The sequence below is a fragment of the Nitratireductor luteus genome, from assembly GCF_026162365.1.
GTDB classification, from domain to species: Bacteria; Pseudomonadota; Alphaproteobacteria; order Rhizobiales; family Rhizobiaceae; genus Chelativorans; species Chelativorans luteus.
In genome coordinates, this window is sequence record NZ_JAOANW010000014.1 from 145,042 (window position 1) to 161,424 (window position 16,383).

13 protein-coding genes and 3 pseudogenes are annotated in these 16,383 nt (G+C 61.0%); 7 read left to right on the plus strand and 9 right to left on the minus strand.

The window, feature by feature from the left end:
* Positions 1–9 precede the first annotated feature (9 nt).
* From N1058_RS19110 to N1058_RS19120, 3 genes and pseudogenes are all read right to left on the minus strand, one after another.
* Positions 10–1,068: a TRAP transporter substrate-binding protein gene (locus N1058_RS19110; RefSeq protein ID WP_265519189.1), complete on the minus strand. Its 1,059-nt coding sequence runs from the start codon at positions 1,066–1,068 to the stop codon at positions 10–12.
* 63 nt (positions 1,069–1,131) lie between these two features.
* A complete protein-coding gene (locus N1058_RS19115; protein ID WP_265519190.1) occupies positions 1,132–1,932 on the minus strand; it encodes a putative hydro-lyase in 801 nt (266 codons plus the stop codon).
* Positions 1,933–2,207: 275 nt separating this feature from the next.
* A pseudogene (locus tag N1058_RS19120) lies at positions 2,208–2,534 on the minus strand (IS5/IS1182 family transposase); the annotation flags it as partial.
* Positions 2,535–2,701: 167 nt separating this feature from the next.
* Between N1058_RS19120 and N1058_RS19125 the strand changes: the two are divergent.
* The 4 genes from N1058_RS19125 to N1058_RS19140 are packed head-to-tail and all read left to right on the plus strand — an operon-like array spanning position 2,702 to position 6,943.
* Complete coding sequence (locus tag N1058_RS19125; RefSeq protein WP_265519191.1) at positions 2,702–4,108, plus strand: FAD-binding oxidoreductase; 1,407 nt, start codon at positions 2,702–2,704, stop codon at positions 4,106–4,108.
* 40 nt (positions 4,109–4,148) lie between these two features.
* Complete coding sequence (locus N1058_RS19130) at positions 4,149–4,622, plus strand: TRAP transporter small permease (protein WP_265519192.1); 474 nt, start codon at positions 4,149–4,151, stop codon at positions 4,620–4,622.
* A gap of 6 nt (positions 4,623–4,628) precedes the next feature.
* Complete coding sequence (locus N1058_RS19135; RefSeq protein ID WP_265519193.1) at positions 4,629–5,906, plus strand: TRAP transporter large permease; 1,278 nt, start codon at positions 4,629–4,631, stop codon at positions 5,904–5,906.
* A gap of 32 nt (positions 5,907–5,938) precedes the next feature.
* Positions 5,939–6,943, plus strand: a complete 1,005-nt coding sequence (locus N1058_RS19140) for a TRAP transporter substrate-binding protein (RefSeq protein WP_265519194.1) — start codon at positions 5,939–5,941, stop codon at positions 6,941–6,943.
* Positions 6,944–7,182: 239 nt separating this feature from the next.
* Here the strand turns inward: N1058_RS19140 and N1058_RS19145 are convergent.
* Positions 7,183–7,555, minus strand: a pseudogene (locus N1058_RS19145) (ISL3 family transposase); the annotation flags it as partial.
* A gap of 308 nt (positions 7,556–7,863) precedes the next feature.
* Here N1058_RS19145 and N1058_RS19150 point away from each other — a divergent pair.
* Together N1058_RS19150 and N1058_RS19155 are read left to right on the plus strand one after the other, a co-directional pair.
* A complete protein-coding gene (locus N1058_RS19150; protein WP_265519195.1) occupies positions 7,864–10,449 on the plus strand; it encodes an AMP-binding protein in 2,586 nt (861 codons plus the stop codon).
* 193 nt (positions 10,450–10,642) lie between these two features.
* Positions 10,643–11,139 (plus strand): annotated as a pseudogene (locus N1058_RS19155) (IS5 family transposase); the annotation flags it as partial.
* A gap of 156 nt (positions 11,140–11,295) precedes the next feature.
* On the opposite strand, the gene N1058_RS19160 reads toward N1058_RS19155, so the two are convergent.
* Complete coding sequence (locus N1058_RS19160; protein ID WP_265519196.1) at positions 11,296–12,015, minus strand: glutathione S-transferase family protein; 720 nt, start codon at positions 12,013–12,015, stop codon at positions 11,296–11,298.
* A 108-nt stretch (positions 12,016–12,123) separates the two neighbouring features.
* Here N1058_RS19160 and N1058_RS19165 point away from each other — a divergent pair, with 108 nt between their 5' ends.
* Positions 12,124–12,456 (plus strand): winged helix-turn-helix transcriptional regulator, encoded by a 333-nt coding sequence (locus N1058_RS19165; RefSeq protein WP_265519197.1) that lies wholly within the window; start codon positions 12,124–12,126, stop codon positions 12,454–12,456.
* Between the two features lie 170 nt (positions 12,457–12,626).
* Here N1058_RS19165 and N1058_RS19170 read toward each other — a convergent pair whose 3' ends face one another.
* The 4 genes from N1058_RS19170 to N1058_RS19185 form a co-directional block, all read right to left on the minus strand.
* Positions 12,627–13,751 carry an acyltransferase family protein gene (locus N1058_RS19170; protein WP_265519198.1) on the minus strand — a complete coding sequence of 375 codons (1,125 nt, stop codon included), beginning with the start codon at positions 13,749–13,751 and terminating at the stop codon, positions 12,627–12,629.
* A gap of 469 nt (positions 13,752–14,220) precedes the next feature.
* Positions 14,221–14,751 (minus strand): DUF995 domain-containing protein, encoded by a 531-nt coding sequence (locus tag N1058_RS19175; protein ID WP_265519199.1) that lies wholly within the window; start codon positions 14,749–14,751, stop codon positions 14,221–14,223.
* 269 nt (positions 14,752–15,020) lie between these two features.
* A complete protein-coding gene (locus tag N1058_RS19180) occupies positions 15,021–15,290 on the minus strand; it encodes a VOC family protein (RefSeq protein WP_265519200.1) in 270 nt (89 codons plus the stop codon).
* Positions 15,291–15,343: 53 nt separating this feature from the next.
* The gene (locus N1058_RS19185; RefSeq protein WP_265519201.1) at positions 15,344–16,168 is read right to left on the minus strand and encodes an IS5 family transposase; all 825 of its coding nucleotides are present in this window, start codon (positions 16,166–16,168) and stop codon (positions 15,344–15,346) included.
* Positions 16,169–16,383 lie beyond the last annotated feature (215 nt).

Here is a 16,383-nt window from a genome sequence, read left to right on the forward strand (position 1 = left end):
TCTTGCGGATTACTGGGCGATCGAAACGCCGAGTTCGGCACCGACGGAGTCGTTCCAGCGCTGGGCCCAATCACTGCCCGCGCGCTCGGCCCAATCCGGAAGAATGGTGTCTTCCAGCACCGAGATGGCGCGAGCGCGATCCTCATCGGAAAGTTCGACGAGCGTCATGGAGGCCGGCTTACCGGCAGCGCACTCGCCCGATCCCGTGAGACAAGCGATGTCGCGCGCCAGCGCACCATCGGCATCCGCCCAGGCCTTAGCCTCAAAGTCGGTCTGGATCTTCTGTGTCAGGAACTCTTGAACCGCCGGATCGAGATTGTTCCAGGTATCGAGGTTGACGGCGGTCACGACCGGATCCCATCCGCCGAGGGGCAGATTGACGAGATGGGTGGAGGACTCATACCAGCCCGATGCGTAACCGGAGCCGGCACCTGTCACGGCGCAATCGATCACGCCACGCTCGAGAGCGCCCGGCACTTCCGAAAAGGCCATGGTCACGCCCTCGGCTCCGAGCGCCTCGAGGAAGAGAGAGGTCATGCGGCCGGAACCGCGGATCTTCTTGCCTTCAAGGTCTGCGAGACTGTTTACTTCCGCGTTGCAGAAGACGATCTGCGGCGGATAGGGTGCGATCGCCAGCATATGGGCGTTGAATCGATCACGCATGATTTCGGCGACCATGGGTTTGGCAGCTTCGGTCATCCTGCGCGCCGCATCGGCATCCGTGGCGATCAAAGGCACATCCAGTCCCTCAAGCTCCGGCGCGTCTCCCACCGTGTAGTCGGCGACCGTCATGCCGACATCGAAAACGCCGTCGCCCAACATGCGATAGACATCGCCGCCAGCGACACCCATCTGGTCGAATGTCGTCAAATTGACAGTGATCTGGCCGTTTGAATCGGACGGCACAGTCTCCTCCCAGAACGAGCGCTCGAACTGCTGATAAAGCGGCAGGCTGCTCCAACTCCCGACGACGTTCAGCGTCGTCTCCGGCAGATCCTGGGCGGAAGCGGCAAAGGCAAAGGGCGCCAGCGCGGCGCCGGAAATCAGAATCCGAAGGATGTTTTTCATTTTCATTCCCCTTTTTTGGTCATGATCTTACGTTCAATACCAGCCAGCAAGGCCGGAGGGTGATCACGCGAAATCCGTCCTCAGATCGGTCACCAGCATATGACCGGGCTCGTGCGTGATCGCGATTGCCGGCTTCGCCAGCCGGATAGCAGATTGGGGTGTCACACCGCAGGCCCAGAACACCGGAACATCTCCTGGATGAATAACCGGGGCATCACCGAAATCCGGCTTCATCAGATCGGCGATGCCGATCCCGCCCGGATTTCCCAGATGCACGGGTGCTCCGTGAGCTTGGGGCATTTGGGCAGAGAGGATCACGGCGCGGATCGCATCCTGCGGCTGAAACGGGCGCATGGATACGACCATCGGACCGCCGAATGGCCCGGCTGAAGCGGTTTCGATATTCGTCAGATACATTGCCACATTGCGCCCGGCATCGATATGGCGGACGGGAATACCGGCACGCAACAGGGCGGTTTCGAAGGAGAAGGAACAGCCTAGAACAAAGCTCACGAAGTCATCGCGCCAGAGCGCGTCGAGATCGCTGACGGTCTCGGCAGTTTCGCCATTGCGGAACACACGATAGCGCGGCAGATCGTGCCTTATGTCGATCTCCTCGCCCAGACCGGGCAAGGAAGGATCGCCGGGTTCGGATACACCGAGAACAGGCGCCGGCTTGGGATTGCGAACGCAGAAGCGCAGGAAATCGTCCGCATAGGCAGCCGGCAGGATGACGAGATTTCCCTGCTGATAGCCTTGCGCCAATCCGCTGGTCGGCTCGCTCCATGCCCCCGTGCGGCAGGCATGGCGTACTGCGACCGCCGTCGAAAACCGATCGCTTGCTCTGGTTCTTTGCGCCAGCATAGCCCCTCATTGCATCTATCACGGGTGCCAAAGACACATCCGCATATAAGGCTATGACAAGTGCATGAGTCGAATTTTTAGTTTTGATCAGTTTCGATGAAAATTACTAATCAGCAACTTCGTCTCCGTTTTCATCCGATCTGGCCTGTCGAGGATTGTGCGATGACCGTCCCCGCTCTGGATCGTCCCTGAAGCGAAGGACGACTGGCCTGGCGGTTGATGCAGAAGCACAATGTCAGATGGTGCTCGGCATCGACGGCGATCTGGACATTCTAGCCGACAATGCCGGTGTCCTTGCCGGTGGTCGCCATCGAGCGGGCATCGGGATCGGTCAGGGAGACCTGTTTATCGGGCGCGACCTCGACCTGCTTGCCCTTGAACTTGCTCCCGTCGATCGCAACGACCGCCCAAGTGAACAGGTTGAACTGGCGGCACAGCACAACGAACGCTGCCCAAGCCGCGCGGATCGCTGGCCCTTGTCGCGGGGAAGACGGCGATCGTCTTGAAGTCCGGCATCAAGCCGCCGGTCAGCCACAACAGTTCGATGTTGCGCTGGGGTCCGGTTCAAGCCGCCGGCTTGACTGGGTGCGGTTGCGATATCCGCACTGGATCTGTCGCACTCCGCGCCCCCTTCTTGACATCCCCACCCTGAGGCCGGTCCGATAAGACAGACTAACATGTTAGTGCGTTGACATTGAAACTGCAGCTAAGTAGCGTAGCTGCAACAACAGCGTGAACGGTGCCAACAGGGACGGGCGGACAAGTAGGAATGACAGAGGAAGCGATCCGGCAGGTGTACAAAAACCTGTCGGCGGCGCTCGGTGTGAAAGCGGTGCTTGCAGGCGCTGACATTCCCGTGCGCAACCGAAACGACTGGAGCTCGCTCGCGCCCAACGCACCGGCGATCCTCGTGCGATCGGAGACCACCGAAGCCGTGGCGATCGTCATGAAGACCTGCCAAGCGCTCGGTGTACCGGTCGTTCCGCAAGGCGGGCTGACTGGATTGAGCGGCGGGGCGCGCCCGCTCGACGGCTGCGTGGCGCTTTCGCTGGAGCGCATGAACGGCGTAATCGAGATCGATCCGGCCGCTTCCACGATGACTGTTCTGGCGGGGACGCCGCTGCAGGTCGTCCAGACCGCGGCCGATGAAGCCGATCTCTATTTCGCTCTCGACCTCGGCGCGCGCGGCTCCTGCGCCATCGGCGGCAACGTCTCGACCAATGCCGGCGGCAACCGCGTCATCCGCTACGGCATGGCGCGCGACATGGTTTTAGGCATGGAGGTGGTGCTGCCGGACGGCACGATCATCTCGAATCTCAACAAGATGCTGAAGAACAATTCGGGCTACGACCTGCGGCAGCTCTTCGTCGGCTCCGAAGGTACGCTCGGCGTCATCACCAAGTTAGTGCTGCGGCTCTTCCCAAAACCCGCCCACACCATGGCCGCCCTGTGCGGGCTTGCCGACTATGATTCTGTTCTGGCCCTGCTCACGAGCGCCCGCCGCCGCCTCGGCCCGACGCTTTCGGCCTTCGAGGTGATGTGGCCCGACTATTGGGAAGTCGCGACCGGGAAAGTGCAGAACGTGCGCGATCCGCTGGCGAAGGAACATGCCTTTTACGTGCTCGTGGAGGCGCAGGGCACGGACGAGAGCGTGGACGGTCCGCGCTTCCAGTCGTGGACGGAGGGCGCTTTCGAGGCCGGCACGATAGAGGACGCGGCCGTGTCGCAATCCCTGTCGGACGTGCAGGCCTTCTGGGCGACGCGCGACGCAGCGGCCGATTTCAAGCTGGTGCTCGGGCCGCACATGGCCTTCGATATCGGCTTGGCCGTCGGCGACATGGAAGCCTATGCCCAGCGCTGCCGCGACAAGCTCGCGGCCGACATTCCCGGCTGCCGGAGCCTGTTCTACGGGCATATCGCCGACGGTAACCTGCACATCATCGCCCATGTGCCCGGCGCGGAGCCGCAGCCGGCTTCCCAAATCAACGCGGTTGTCTACGGTCTCGTGGGCGAATTCGCAGGGACCATCTCCGCAGAACACGGCATCGGCACCACCAAGAAACCGTATCTGCCCTTCTCGCGCTCGCCGGGGGAGCTCGATCTTATGCGCAAGATCAAGCGCGCCATCGACCCTGCCAACATCCTGAATCCGACGAAGATCCTGGACGTGGAGTGAGCGCCAAGATTTGCGGCCAGCGGGAGGAGCCATGCGCGGTATGCTGACATTTCTTGAGAAGAACACCGAGCGCTACATCGTGGCGGCGATCCTTGCCGCGCTCGTGGCACTGCTGGCGAGCCAGGTGGTCATGCGCTACATCGTCCGCTCACCCTTTGTGTGGTCGGAGGAGCTGGCGCGCTATCTCCTCATCTGGTGCACCTTCATCGGCGTCAGCCTCGCCGTGCGCGAGGCGCGCAACATATCGGTCGATCTTTTCCCAGTCATGTTCGGCCCACGCTCGTTGCGGTTCTTCACCGTCATCTCCCACGTAAGCGCACTGGTCTTCTTCGTGCTCATCACCGTCTACAGCATCCCGCTGGTGCTTCGCATCCGGGCGATCGGCCAGACCTCGCCGGGTCTCGGCATCCAGATGTGGTTGATCTACGCCGCGGTGCCCGTCGGGCTCTCCATGGCCGCCCTCCGCACGGTCCAGGCGCTCTGGCCGTCGCGCACCGGCGGAAAGGGAGAGTAGAGGCCGATGTATGCGCTTTTCGCTCTCCTGTTCTTCCTGTCGCTGATGCTCGTCACGGTGCCGGTTGCCTTCGCGCTCGGCTATGCGGCACTCCTGCCCGGGTGGCTCGGCGCGCCGACCAATCCGGGCCAGGTCGTGCGCAGCATCGTCACGGCGCTCGATTCCTTCCCGCTCCTTGCCGTGCCGCTTTTCATCCTTGCCGGCGATATCATGACCCAGGGCGGCATTGCCCGCCGCCTGTTCAATTTCGCCGACGCCCTTCTCGGGCGGCTCCGGGGCGGGCTGGCCATGTCGAGCGTCGCCGCCTGCATGATGTTCGGCGCCATCTCCGGCTCGTCCCCCGCCACGGTGGCCGCGATCGGCTCGATGGCGATTCCCCTGCTCGTCGGGCGCGGCTACGATCTCAGGTTCTCAACAGCGCTAATCACCGCTGCCGGCACGCTCGGCGTCATCGTGCCGCCCAGCATCCCGATGATCATCTACGGCATGTCAGCGAGCGCTTCGGTGAGCGCGCTCTTCATCGGCGGCATCTTTCCGGCGATCGTCGTCGGCGTGCTCCTGATGGGCTATGCCTTCTGGTATGGGCACCGGAACCGCGACCGCATCACCACCGACGCGGGCAAGGTGCCGTTCCTCACGGCATTCCGCGAGAGCTTCTGGGCGCTCGTAGCGCCGGTCTTCGTGCTGGGCGGGATCTATTCCGGCGCCTTCACGCCGACCGAGGCGGCGGCAGTCTCTGTCGTCTACGGCGCCTTTGTTTCCGTCGTCGTCTTCCGCGAGCTGACGCTGGGCCAGCTTTTCCGCACGCTGCCAAGCACCGCGCTCACCATCGCCCCAATCCTCATCATCGCGGGAACGGGCGCTGCCTTCGGCCGTGTCCTCACGCTCCTGCAGGTGCCGGCGACGCTCGGCGCCTTTATCGGCGGCATCGTCGACGAAAAGCTCATCCTGCTGCTCCTAATCAACGTCATCCTGCTCGGCGTGGGGATGGTGATGGAGACGCTCGCCGCCATCATCGTCCTGACCCCCATCCTGCTGCCGATCGTCGCACCCTATGGAGTGGACCCGATCCATTTCGGGCTCATCATGGTCGTCAACCTCGCCATCGGCTTCGTCACGCCGCCGGTAGGGGTCAATATCTACATTGCCAGCGGCATCACGAAGCTGAGCGTCATCGAAATTTGCAAGGGCCTGCTCGCCCCGCTCGCGCTTCTTCTCATCGGCCTCACAGCGGTCACCTATGTTCCGCAGTTGACCCTGTGGTTGCCGTCTCTGGCGCGCTGAGCGCGCGTCCTAACCAAACCGGAGGAAACCACATGAAACGCCTGACCGTCCTTCTTTCCAGCGCCTGCCTAGCCGGCATCCTCGCCGCCCCCGCCGCGGCCGCGGACTACACGATGATCCTCGCCCATACGCTCTCCGACACCGAGCATCCGCTGTTCAAGACATTCGACAAGATCGCCGCCGAGATCGAGGAGAAGAGTAGCGGCCGCATCGACGTCCAGCATCAGTCGGGCGGGGCGCTGGGCGGTGACCGCGAGCTGATGGAATCCCTGCTTCTGGGCGATGTCCAGTTCGTGCCGGTCTCCACCTCGGGCGCGGTCCAGTTCGTTCCTGAATTCGCCGTGTTCGACATTCCTTACATCTTTCCCTCCGACACAGCGAAGCTGCGGCGTATCCTCAATGACAGCGAGTTCACCACGAGGCTGTCCGCCGTTCTGGAGGAGAAGAACCTGAAGTTTGGCGGCTTCTACAATGCCGGCTTCCGCAACCTGACGACCTCGTCGGTACCGGTGCGCACACCAGACGACATTGCCAAGAACAGCCTGCGCGTCCGCGTCATGGAGAACCCCTACCATGTTGAGATCTGGAAGAGCCTCGGCGGCGCGCCGACCCCGATCTCATTCCCTGAACTCTACGGCGCACTGCAGCAGGGCGTGGTGGACGGCCAGGAGAACCCCTATGGCCATATCCTGTCGCAGCGCTTCTACGAAGTGCAGAAATACCTCACCAACACCAACCACATCCTGCTGGCCAATGTGAACCTCATCAATAAGGAGTGGTTCGACGGCCTGCCCGAAGATCTCCAGCAGGTCGTGGACGGCGTATTGGAGGATGCCGAGACGTTCCAGTGGTCGCTCCAGGACGAGATGACGAGCGCGCAGCGCGAGCAGATCGAGGGTGTGCTGGAGGTGATCGATCTCACCGACGAGGAAATGGCCGCGTTCCGCGAATCCACCGGTTCGGTATCAGACATGGTGCGCCAGAACATCGGCGACGAGCTCGTGGACTCCCTCATGCAAGCGGTGGAAACCAACTGACTCACAAACCCTGATACATCTCACCGGGGGCTTTGCCGCCGGTGAGTGAGATCACTAGCAAACGCCCCCGAGATGCTCCGAATGTCGCGTCTGTCAACGGCGGCGCAAATCCGGGCCAGTTGATGCGCACGTTGCCGAGTGCCGGGAGGGCGTTGCCCGAGCGGTGTTCAGCAACGCGTGCGTCGCAGTTTTCTCCGGAGTTGCGGCTGGTGTCACTTTGCATTTTAAATGGTTCCTCCTCACTTTGTGTGGAGCGGCGGCAGCATTCGTGCCCTCAGCAGTTCAGGACCTGCCCGACCGTACATCGAACGCTTGAGGGTCTTGAGGCGGTTGATCTGGCCCTCGGCCTGTCCGTTGCTCCAAGGCAGCTCGATGGCGTTGTCGACGGCATCGATGTCCCTGCGCAGGACGCGGGCGAACCGCATGATCGGAATGAGTTCGGAGTCGATTGCATCGTCGATCCATGCGTCCAGTGGTGCCGAACACTGCCGCGAAGGGTGCCGTTGAAGCCCATCGCAAGGCCACGCATCTCAGCGAACGCATCGGATCCCTGCTTCAGGGCGTCGACTTCCTTTCCTGCCGGTCCGTCAGCAGGCCGGGCGGCTTGCTGCAGAAGTCGCGCGTTAGCCAATGGGACGTAACGCGCGAGCCATACATCATGCTGACGGTCGACGAGGCTGCCAGCACTTCGTCTGAACTTTCCTGCTAAAGCATCGGCCCGAAAATCGGAATCGATTTTCGGAAAGCACGATGCGTAGATTCAAAATGTTAGAGCGTCCTTCGTGCGTCCAAATGGACGCACGAAGGACGCTCTAAAAAACACCCTCCACAGCCCCAGCCCGTAATCTTGACCTAAGTCCTCCGCTTATATATCCGAAAACCTGTTGGCGAGGGCAAACGGCCGTTGATCGGAAGCGGGAATGTCATTGAGATTTGCAAAGGATATAGCGCGTTTCGGTGAAGCGCCGTCACTGATCATCGATGGATCACCTGTCGCTACCTATGCGGAGCTCGCTCGTCGCGCGACGGCTTTCGGAGACAGGCTCGGTGAGCGGAAAGGACTGGTGGCGATCGAAGGCGCAGCTTCCGAACATGCGATCATAGCATATCTGGGCGCGCGCTCCGGCGGGCACGCGGTGGCCCTGCTGCCCCCCGACGACCCTGCGGCATTTGCTTCCTTCGAGGACCGTTTCGCGCCCGACGCCATATATCGCCGGATCGATGGCCGCTGGCGGCTTGAGGTGGCGGACACGGAACCACAGGAGATTCACCCCGATCTTGCTCTCTTGCTCATGACATCGGGCAGCACCGGGCAGGGCAAGGGTGTTCGGCTGTCGTCAAAGGCGATCGAAGCCAATGCCGAAGCGATTGCAAGCTATCTCGGCCTCGGCGCGGATGACCGTGCCGCGCTCGTCTTGCCGCTTCACTATTCATACGGCCTATCTGTGCTCAACTCTCATCTGGCCGTCGGCGCCGCCATCTATCTTTCCGGTCGCTCCGTGCTCGAAGACAGCTTTCTTGAGGCGATTAAAGAACACCGCTGCACCAATCTTGCGGGTGTTCCGTTCACCTACGAGTTGCTCGAGCGGATCGACTTCCGCGCCAACATCCCTTCTAGCCTTCGCTTCATGACGGTGGCAGGCGGACGACTGGCCCCCGATCTGGTCCGCGCTTACCATGCCAGCCTTGCCGCAGAGGACAAGCAGTTTTTCGTCATGTACGGGCAGACCGAGGCCACCGCCCGTATCGCCTATCTGCCGCCTCACCTTGCCGGATCCGCGTCGGACCGCATTGGCCAAGCCATTCCGGGCGGCGAACTGGTCCTGCACGACCAAGAAGGCCGGACGATTACTGGTCCCGACACGCCAGGTGAACTGGTGTATCGCGGCCCAAATGTGATGATGGGCTACGCTTCCGGGCGGGGCGATCTTATCCGCGGACCGGAGGTGGACGAGCTTTACACCGGCGACATTGCCTGCCGCGATGCGGATGGTTTGTTCCGCATCGTCGGCCGCAAGCGGCGGATGTCCAAGATCGCCGGCATCCGCATCGGTCACGACGCGCTGGAAGAGGCGCTGGCATCGCACGGCATCGCTGCCGCCGTCGTGGGCAATGATGAGAAGGTGCTTGCAGCCTACACATCGCAGCAGGCCCCCGAGGAGGTTCGAGCCTGTCTTGCCGAGGCGGGCCGACTGATGCTCAACTGCGTGGAAGTGGTCCATCTGCAGAGTTTGCCGCGCCTTGCCACGGGCAAGCTTGATTATGAAGCGCTCTACCTTTTCCTTGAAGGCAACCACTCTGACGAGGAGGGCGTTGCAGAGGCGTTTCGCAATGCCTTCTTTCCTCAAAAGGTCTCGGACAACGACAGCTTTGTCTCGCTCTGCGGCGACTCGTTGCGGCATGTGGAAATCACAATGGTCCTTGAGCGCCGGCTTGGGCAAGCTCCCATCGGATGGGAGAGAATGTCTGCCGCCGAACTCGCCCGGCTCGAACCGGCGGAAAGGGGCAAACCATCGATCGGCACGGATCTTCTCATTCGTGCACTGGCGATCCTTCTCGTCGTCGTCGTGCACGAGACGCAGTGGCCGGTGCCTGGCGGTGCAGCCGCGATGATGGTGCTGATCGGATTCAACATCGCACGCTTTCGCAAAGAGACCTTGTACAAGGGAGATTTCCCCCGTTTCTTCCGCTCCCTCGGCCTCGTTCTCGTTCCCTACTACCTCATTCTGTGCGGCTACGCGCTGGCATGGGGAAATCTGCCCTGGGCGTCGGTTTTCCTGGTCGGCAATTTCGGATTGGCGGACCCCGGGCGGCACTCTATGCTTCCCTTCCTTTACTGGTTTGTCGAAGCCTATGCTCAAACGCTGGTCGTCCTGGCGGGCCTGTTTCTGGCTCCGGCGGTGCGGGATTTTGCAAGAACCGATGCCTTCCGCTTCGGTCTTCTGCTTCTGCTCGGCGCTGTTGCCTTCCGCTTTGCGGGTCCAATGCTTTGGCCGATCGGCGGGCGGCAGATTTTCACCTTGCCATGGGTATTTTATCTCTTTTCCTTCGGCTGGTGCGCGGCCCTGGCGGAAAGCCGCAGGCAACGACTGCTTGTCCTTGCCCTCGCGGGCATCGTTATGCCGTTGGTAGCCTATGACGGAGGCAACTGGATCGGCTCCTGGGTGAAGTACGGCCTCCAGTTTGTCATTGTGGCAGTGCTCCTCTTAATGCCGCGGATTGTGTTGCCGGGCTGGCTCTCTGCCGCTGTGCTGCCGGTGGCCGCCGCCGGCTACCACATCTATCTCGTGCACCGGTTCGTACCTGAGATCTTGCTGGCGGGTTTTGAAACTTCAATGCCTGGGTGGGTGTTCACCGCGGCTGCAGTGATCGGCGGAGTGGCGCTCGGGCTCACCACCTTTGCGATCCAGCGAAAGGTGCTACTCGCCTGGAAATGGGCCAATGCCAGCGGCTTCCTGCCGGGCGACCTTTTTGGCCGCACGCGCTCATCTACGGCATCGGTGTAGTGACCGAAGGCCGGAAATTATGCGACTGCCCGACGCTGCATGTCGAGCGCAACGGGCACGCCCACAGAATGCGAGGAAGCGCGCCTGTCGGTGGTGGAATTTCATCAGCGCCATCCCAGTTCGTCAGGCTTTGTCGGAGGAAACGAGGAGCCATGGTCGAACCCGGACTGAGCCCTTAGCGGTAGTTCCTTGCTGCCTGGACCGAAGCCGGTCGGGCGACCGCAAGGTGATGAACGCGATCCTCTACATGGCCTCGACGGGCTGCCAGTGGCGCATGCTGCCGAAGGACTTCCCGCCCTTCACCACGGTGCAGAACTATTTCTACGCCTGGCGCGATATGGGCGTGCTGCACGCCATCAACAACACCCTCGTCATGGAGGCCCGAGAGCAGGAAGGCCGGGAGGCAAGCCCGTCCGCCGGCGTCATCGACAGCCCGTCAAGACCACCGAAAGCGGCGGCATCCGGGGCTTCGACGCTGGCAAGAAGGTCAACGGCCGCAAGCGCCATATCGTGACTGACACCGGCGGACTGCTGGTCGGCCTCGTCGTCCACAGCGCTGCGGTTCAGGATCGCGACGGCGCGGCGCTGGTGCTGAAATCCATCGTGAAGCGCTGGCCATGGCTGCGCCATGTCTTCGCCGACGGTGGCTATGCGGGCCCGCAGCTGAAGGGCGCGCTGAAGAGGATCGGCTGGGTCGCCTTCACCACCGACAAGTGATCGCGGACCGTCGGCGTTCGCCTGGAACGCCTTCAGGCGTGCTCACTGCATCCGTCACCCCGGCTTTGCCGGGGTGACGTTTCTGCCATTGCGGTGCTTCGCGAAGCACAATCCGGACGTTGTGCCGGATTATGCTTCCTCTTCCTTCTTTCCGAACCGCTCGATGACATCCGGGAGCGAAACATGCCCCAGGCAAGCGCCCGTTCCCGGGCGCATGTCGCCGCCCTCCAGCGCCGTCGCATAGATCACCGCCGGATCGGCCTCCAGCCGCTCGCGCAGCGCGGCCAGCTTCGGCCATCCGTTCCTGTCCGCGACTTCGTGAAAGTCGAGCCAGCGCGCCACGCCGATAAGCAGGGCGTCCGCCAGTGTCGGCCGCCCGCCCAGCAGGAAGGTGCTTTCGCCGATCATTTCTTCGAGCCTGTCGTGGCGTTCGATAACGCCCTCGCGGCCGAACGCCCGCAGGGCGGACTGCATGGCGGGATCCGGCTCTTCCATTTCCATCGCCGCCCAAAGCGGGCCGGACGCGCCGGTGAAACCGGTGTTCACGAAGGCCATCAGCTGGTGCATCCGGTCGGCTTCCGGCGAGAGCGGATCGAAGCTTATGCGCCGCTCGGTATCCCTGGCTTCCAGCCACGCGGCGATCGCCATGGTTTCCGTCAGCGGCCGGCCCTTATCGGTGATGAAGGCCGGTGTTTCATGGCGCGGGTTGATCCGCCCGTAGGCGGGGTCGCGCATCTCGCCGAACATGTCGACCCGGCACAGCCGGTAGGGCATGCCCAGCCATTCGAGGGCAGCAACAAGCCCCATGGAGCTTCCCGAGGGGAAGCCGTATAGTAGGATCGGTTCCATGAATCGTTCTCCGTGATTTCCGATGATCACGCTGCGCAGCGGAACCGGACCCTACCCGCGCCAACAGGCAAGTAAATTACGCACCTTTTCGTAACCACGAGCCACGCCATGAAAAATCTTGTCTCGCGTTGCCCCATCGAAGAAGTGATGCAGGTCTTGAGCGGACGCTGGCCCACGCTCCTGATCTACTATCTGAAGGACGGGACCAAACGCTTCAGCGACCTGCGCCGGGACAACCTCACCATCTCGCACAAGATGCTGACGGCCGAGCTGCGCAAGCTGGAAGGCGCGGGGATTGTCCAGCGGACGGAATTCGACGGCTATCCGCTGCGCGTCGAGTACGACCTGACCCCGGAAGGGCACAAGCTCGTGCCGCTGATCGACGCGCTGGGCGACTGGTGGGAAGAAACCGACGAGGTGAGAGCGGTTCAGCAGGTCTAGGGCTGTTGTGATGGGCTTATACCAACGGTCATTTTAACGGACCGATGTGAGCCCAATCGCGCGTTCCTCCGTCGCCCGATGCCCTTGCCGTTGGCCCATACATCACTTTTCCGCAGCGGCGCTTGTACGCCGCTAGTTTGCGGGCGCGGCTGCCGCCAGCCCGTCATTTTCTATGGGCAGGCGGGTTCCACAAATCTCTTCTGGACCGGGAAACGGTGCTTCATCCGATCGAAGTGTTTTTCAATGAAAAGCCAGGATAGCGTCGCCACGACGATAGTGAGAGCGGACATGGTGAAGAAGGTCGTCCAGTTTTTCTCGTAAAGAGTGGGAAAATAGCCCGCGACAATCCACCATACAAAGAAATGATAGACATATACGCCGTAGCTGATCCGGCTGAAGAGGCGGACAACGCCATTGTCGAGCAGCAGCCGGGCGATGCCGCCGAACCCCACATAGGCGCCCGAGACAATTGAAACCAAGGCATAGATGATGAGCAGGCGATAGCTCTCCGTCTCGCCGAAGTCGCTCCCGAAAGCAAGTGGCGAGAATATGATTAAAAGTGAGAGGGCAATGTTGGCCGGGTGCCGCAGCACAGCTTGGATCTCGCGATGGTCCTTCAGAAGAGCGAGAATCGCCCCGGCGGCGATTGGGTCGTAGGCAAACAAGATGCTGACCCACCCGTCGAAACCCAGATCATAGGCATGGACCCGCAACAGGATGGATCCCACCATCACTGCTATGAAGAACACTGTTACAGCCGATCTGCCGAGGAAAAAGATCGCAATCGGGCAAAGCAGATAAAATTGCTCGACGGTGTTCAAGCTCCACAAGTGAGCCGCCACCCAAGGCTCCCAGGTTTTGTGGAGCGCAAAATACACGTTCGACAGCTGTGTCATGTGCCAAAGGATGCTGTCTCGAATGTCCTGCATGTTGATTATGGCAGCCAGGGAAAGAGCAAGAAGAAGCGCAGGAAACAGCCTCAGCGATCTGCGGATATAGAAATTTAGGACGTTGATACTGGATCCACTCGCGTGGGCGCGCGTCAGAATGTGTGTGATGAGGAAGCCGCTAACGACGAAGAAGAGCGATACTCGCACATGCTCGAGAGCGGGGTTGGGATTGCAGAAATGAACATAGAGAACGCCGATCATCGCGATCGTGCGCAGCCCATCGATCTGCACGCGCCGGTCGACCGCTGCGGAATTGACCTTTGCGGCCGAGTTGGGCACGGCTGAAGAAGACCCACCTTGCCCGGCACGGGAGTCGTTAAGAATGTCCACCCAAATCCCAGCCAATTCTCTTTCCTTGCTGTACGCCGTTACAGTATCCATCCGCAATATTTAATATTACATAAGTAAAACCTGCCTTTTCACAAAGACAAAAATAGGGAATTTTACTAAATATCGATCCTCTTCTATTATGTCGTTACCTCAAAATCCGCAAACTTGTCCTACAGTACATTTTGCTGCAGATTTTTTTTCGGACGTGAGCCCGGAGTGCCGAAAGACGAGCAGCGATGCTCCAAGCGCGGCGGTTGCCTGGATCAAGATGGGTATAAAGCACCCCAATAACTGCTATCGCTCGGACACCGTCGAGAGCTGGCATATAGCCGCTCCCCTTTTTGTCATCATGTGCTTCCATCATTCCCGGAAAATCGGGGCGGATTTCCAGATCTGCGGATAGAATTGCCCAGCGTACCCCCCTCTTTGCCAGACAGTTATCCGGCCATGCTCAAAGCATTAAAATACCTGATGGAAAACCAGCTTATGGCCAGCGTTCAGCTTCCAGCCGCTGCACATGTTTCTGGACGAGGTCGCCCTGCCGTAGCTTCCTCGATGCATCGTCGGAGCGAGATGGATTATTCCTGAAAATATACCATTTCCCGCCCAGGGAAGGCTTCTGGTAAATGACGCCTCCCTTTTCTCGATGCACAAAACAGGTTGTTTTCGGCGCCATATGCATTTTCGTAATCCACAGCGCGCGCATGCAGACCTTCCCACTATCCGTGGTGTACCAATGGCCTTTGGCATAGCTCCAATAAGCGCCCTTCTGGGACCAGGCGGCAAAGCGCCTTCCATCCTGGGAGAAATAGCCGGCGCCATTGTCCCAAATCCATGAACGCCCTGCGTAAAGCTCCCGAAGGCTTTGGGAGGTCATGGGCGCCGCGGCCTTGGCCTGGCGTTCAACCTCGCGAAAATAGTCACTTTTTGCATCGGCCCATGCTGAAGTTACAAACAATGCCGAGATCGCAAAACCCGCAGCAATTAGCCCCAACCTAACCATATCTTCTTCCACTTCGACGTTTCATCCGGTGTTCGACACCGCACCAATCGGCAATCCCAGCCAGCCCGGCGAAATAGACATTTCATGCGGTTGAAACGCACAACGACAATCGCGCCGAAGAACACCCCCGCCCGCTTGAAATCTATAAGTTAGAATAACAAGACAAGTGAGGCGTGTCGTTGCCTGGCAATCCGACAACTTATCACTGCGTACATTTCGCATAGCGAGAACTATGCGCGACTGGACTGTACTCGATATCCTGCTTCCCCACCGTTCTGGCGCTACGCCGTCATCTGCGGCACGGGCGAAGACACGTCCACAATGGTGCCGGCGGGGTCGCGCAGGAGCATTCGGCGCTGGCCGTAGAAAAGATCGGTCGGCGGCTCGAGGATTTCGGCATCCATGGCCCTGGCCTGCTCGAAGGCGACCAGCACTTCGTCGACCACAAAGGTGAGGTACCCTCCCCCGTGCGGCCGCGCGGCGGGGTCGGGCGTCACCTCGCTGTTGCGGGCGATGATGCCGAGCTCGAAACGCGGGCCCTCGACCGGCACGAGACGATATACCAGTCGCTCTCAGAACCTGAATCAGAAAACACGGCTGGATTTCATGGTCTTGCGAGCCGCCGGGTGAGCAGGCGGATGCTGGCGACGTAGATCCATGCCTCGGCGGAGGCGATCGTTCTGTCGAATTCTCTGGCCAGTCGGCGGCAGCGTCCGAGCCACGCGAAGGTCCGTTCGACCACCCATCGGCGCGGCAGCACCTCGAAGCCCTTTGCCTTGTCCGTTCGCTTGACGATCTCCAGCGCGAAGCGGCCGATCCTCTTCAGCGCACCCTTCAGCTTCGGGCCCGCATAGCCGCCATCGGCGAAGACATGGCGCAGCCACGGCCAGCGCTTCACGATGGATTTCAGCACCAGCGCCGCGCCGTCGCGATCCTGAACCGCAGCGCTGTGGACGACGAGGCCGACCAGCAGTCCGCCGGTGTCGGTCACGATATGGCGCTTGCGGCCGTTGACCTTCTTGCCAGCGTCGAAGCCCCGGATGCCGCCGCTTTCGGTGGTCTTGACGGATTGGCTGTCAATGACGCCGGCGGACGGGCTTGCCTCCCGGCCTTCCTGCTCTCGGGCCTCCATGACGAGGGTGTTGTTGATGGCGCGCAGCACGCCCATATCGCGCCAGGCGTAGAAATAGTTCTGCACCGTGGTGAAGGGCGGGAAGTCCTTCGGCAGCATGCGCCACTGGCAGCCCGTCGAGGCCATGTAGAGGATCGCGTTCATCACCTCGCGCAGGTTCGCCACGCGCGGTCGCCCGACCGGCTTCGGTCCAGGCAGCAAGGGCACGATCAGCGCCCATTCCCCGTCGCTCAGATCACTTGCATAGCGCGCGGCCTCGCGGGCATAGCCGCGCCGGGTGATATCAGTCCAGGGCATCGTGCTCTTCATCGAATCTTCGCAAATCCGATGGATTCACAACCTGCTGATATCACTCAACTTCTCTATTCGGCGTGTTCAGGTCAAGCGCTTCGAGCCTTTCCATATGCCCGGCATCGACGTCTTTCGCAGGCCCTTGCTTCTCTACGGGATCGGCGCATTGCCCTCCCAGCATAGGATCAGGAGAATGAGGCAGTCCCATCTTTTGAGCGTCC

Coding starts and splice junctions, on each gene's coding strand:
- N1058_RS19125 (WP_265519191.1), top strand. CDS start 2,702: ATGACAGAGGAAGCGATCCGGCAGGTGTACAAAAACCTGTCGGCGGCG.
- N1058_RS19130 (WP_265519192.1), top strand. CDS start 4,149: ATGCTGACATTTCTTGAGAAGAACACCGAGCGCTACATCGTGGCGGCG.
- N1058_RS19135 (WP_265519193.1), top strand. CDS start 4,629: ATGTATGCGCTTTTCGCTCTCCTGTTCTTCCTGTCGCTGATGCTCGTC.
- N1058_RS19115 (WP_265519190.1), bottom strand. CDS start 1,932: ATGCTGGCGCAAAGAACCAGAGCAAGCGATCGGTTTTCGACGGCGGTC.
- N1058_RS19110 (WP_265519189.1), bottom strand. CDS start 1,068: ATGAAAAACATCCTTCGGATTCTGATTTCCGGCGCCGCGCTGGCGCCC.
- N1058_RS19165 (WP_265519197.1), top strand. CDS start 12,124: ATGAAAAATCTTGTCTCGCGTTGCCCCATCGAAGAAGTGATGCAGGTC.
- N1058_RS19185 (WP_265519201.1), bottom strand. CDS start 16,168: ATGCCCTGGACTGATATCACCCGGCGCGGCTATGCCCGCGAGGCCGCG.
- N1058_RS19140 (WP_265519194.1), top strand. CDS start 5,939: ATGAAACGCCTGACCGTCCTTCTTTCCAGCGCCTGCCTAGCCGGCATC.
- N1058_RS19150 (WP_265519195.1), top strand. CDS start 7,864: ATGTCATTGAGATTTGCAAAGGATATAGCGCGTTTCGGTGAAGCGCCG.
- N1058_RS19160 (WP_265519196.1), bottom strand. CDS start 12,015: ATGGAACCGATCCTACTATACGGCTTCCCCTCGGGAAGCTCCATGGGG.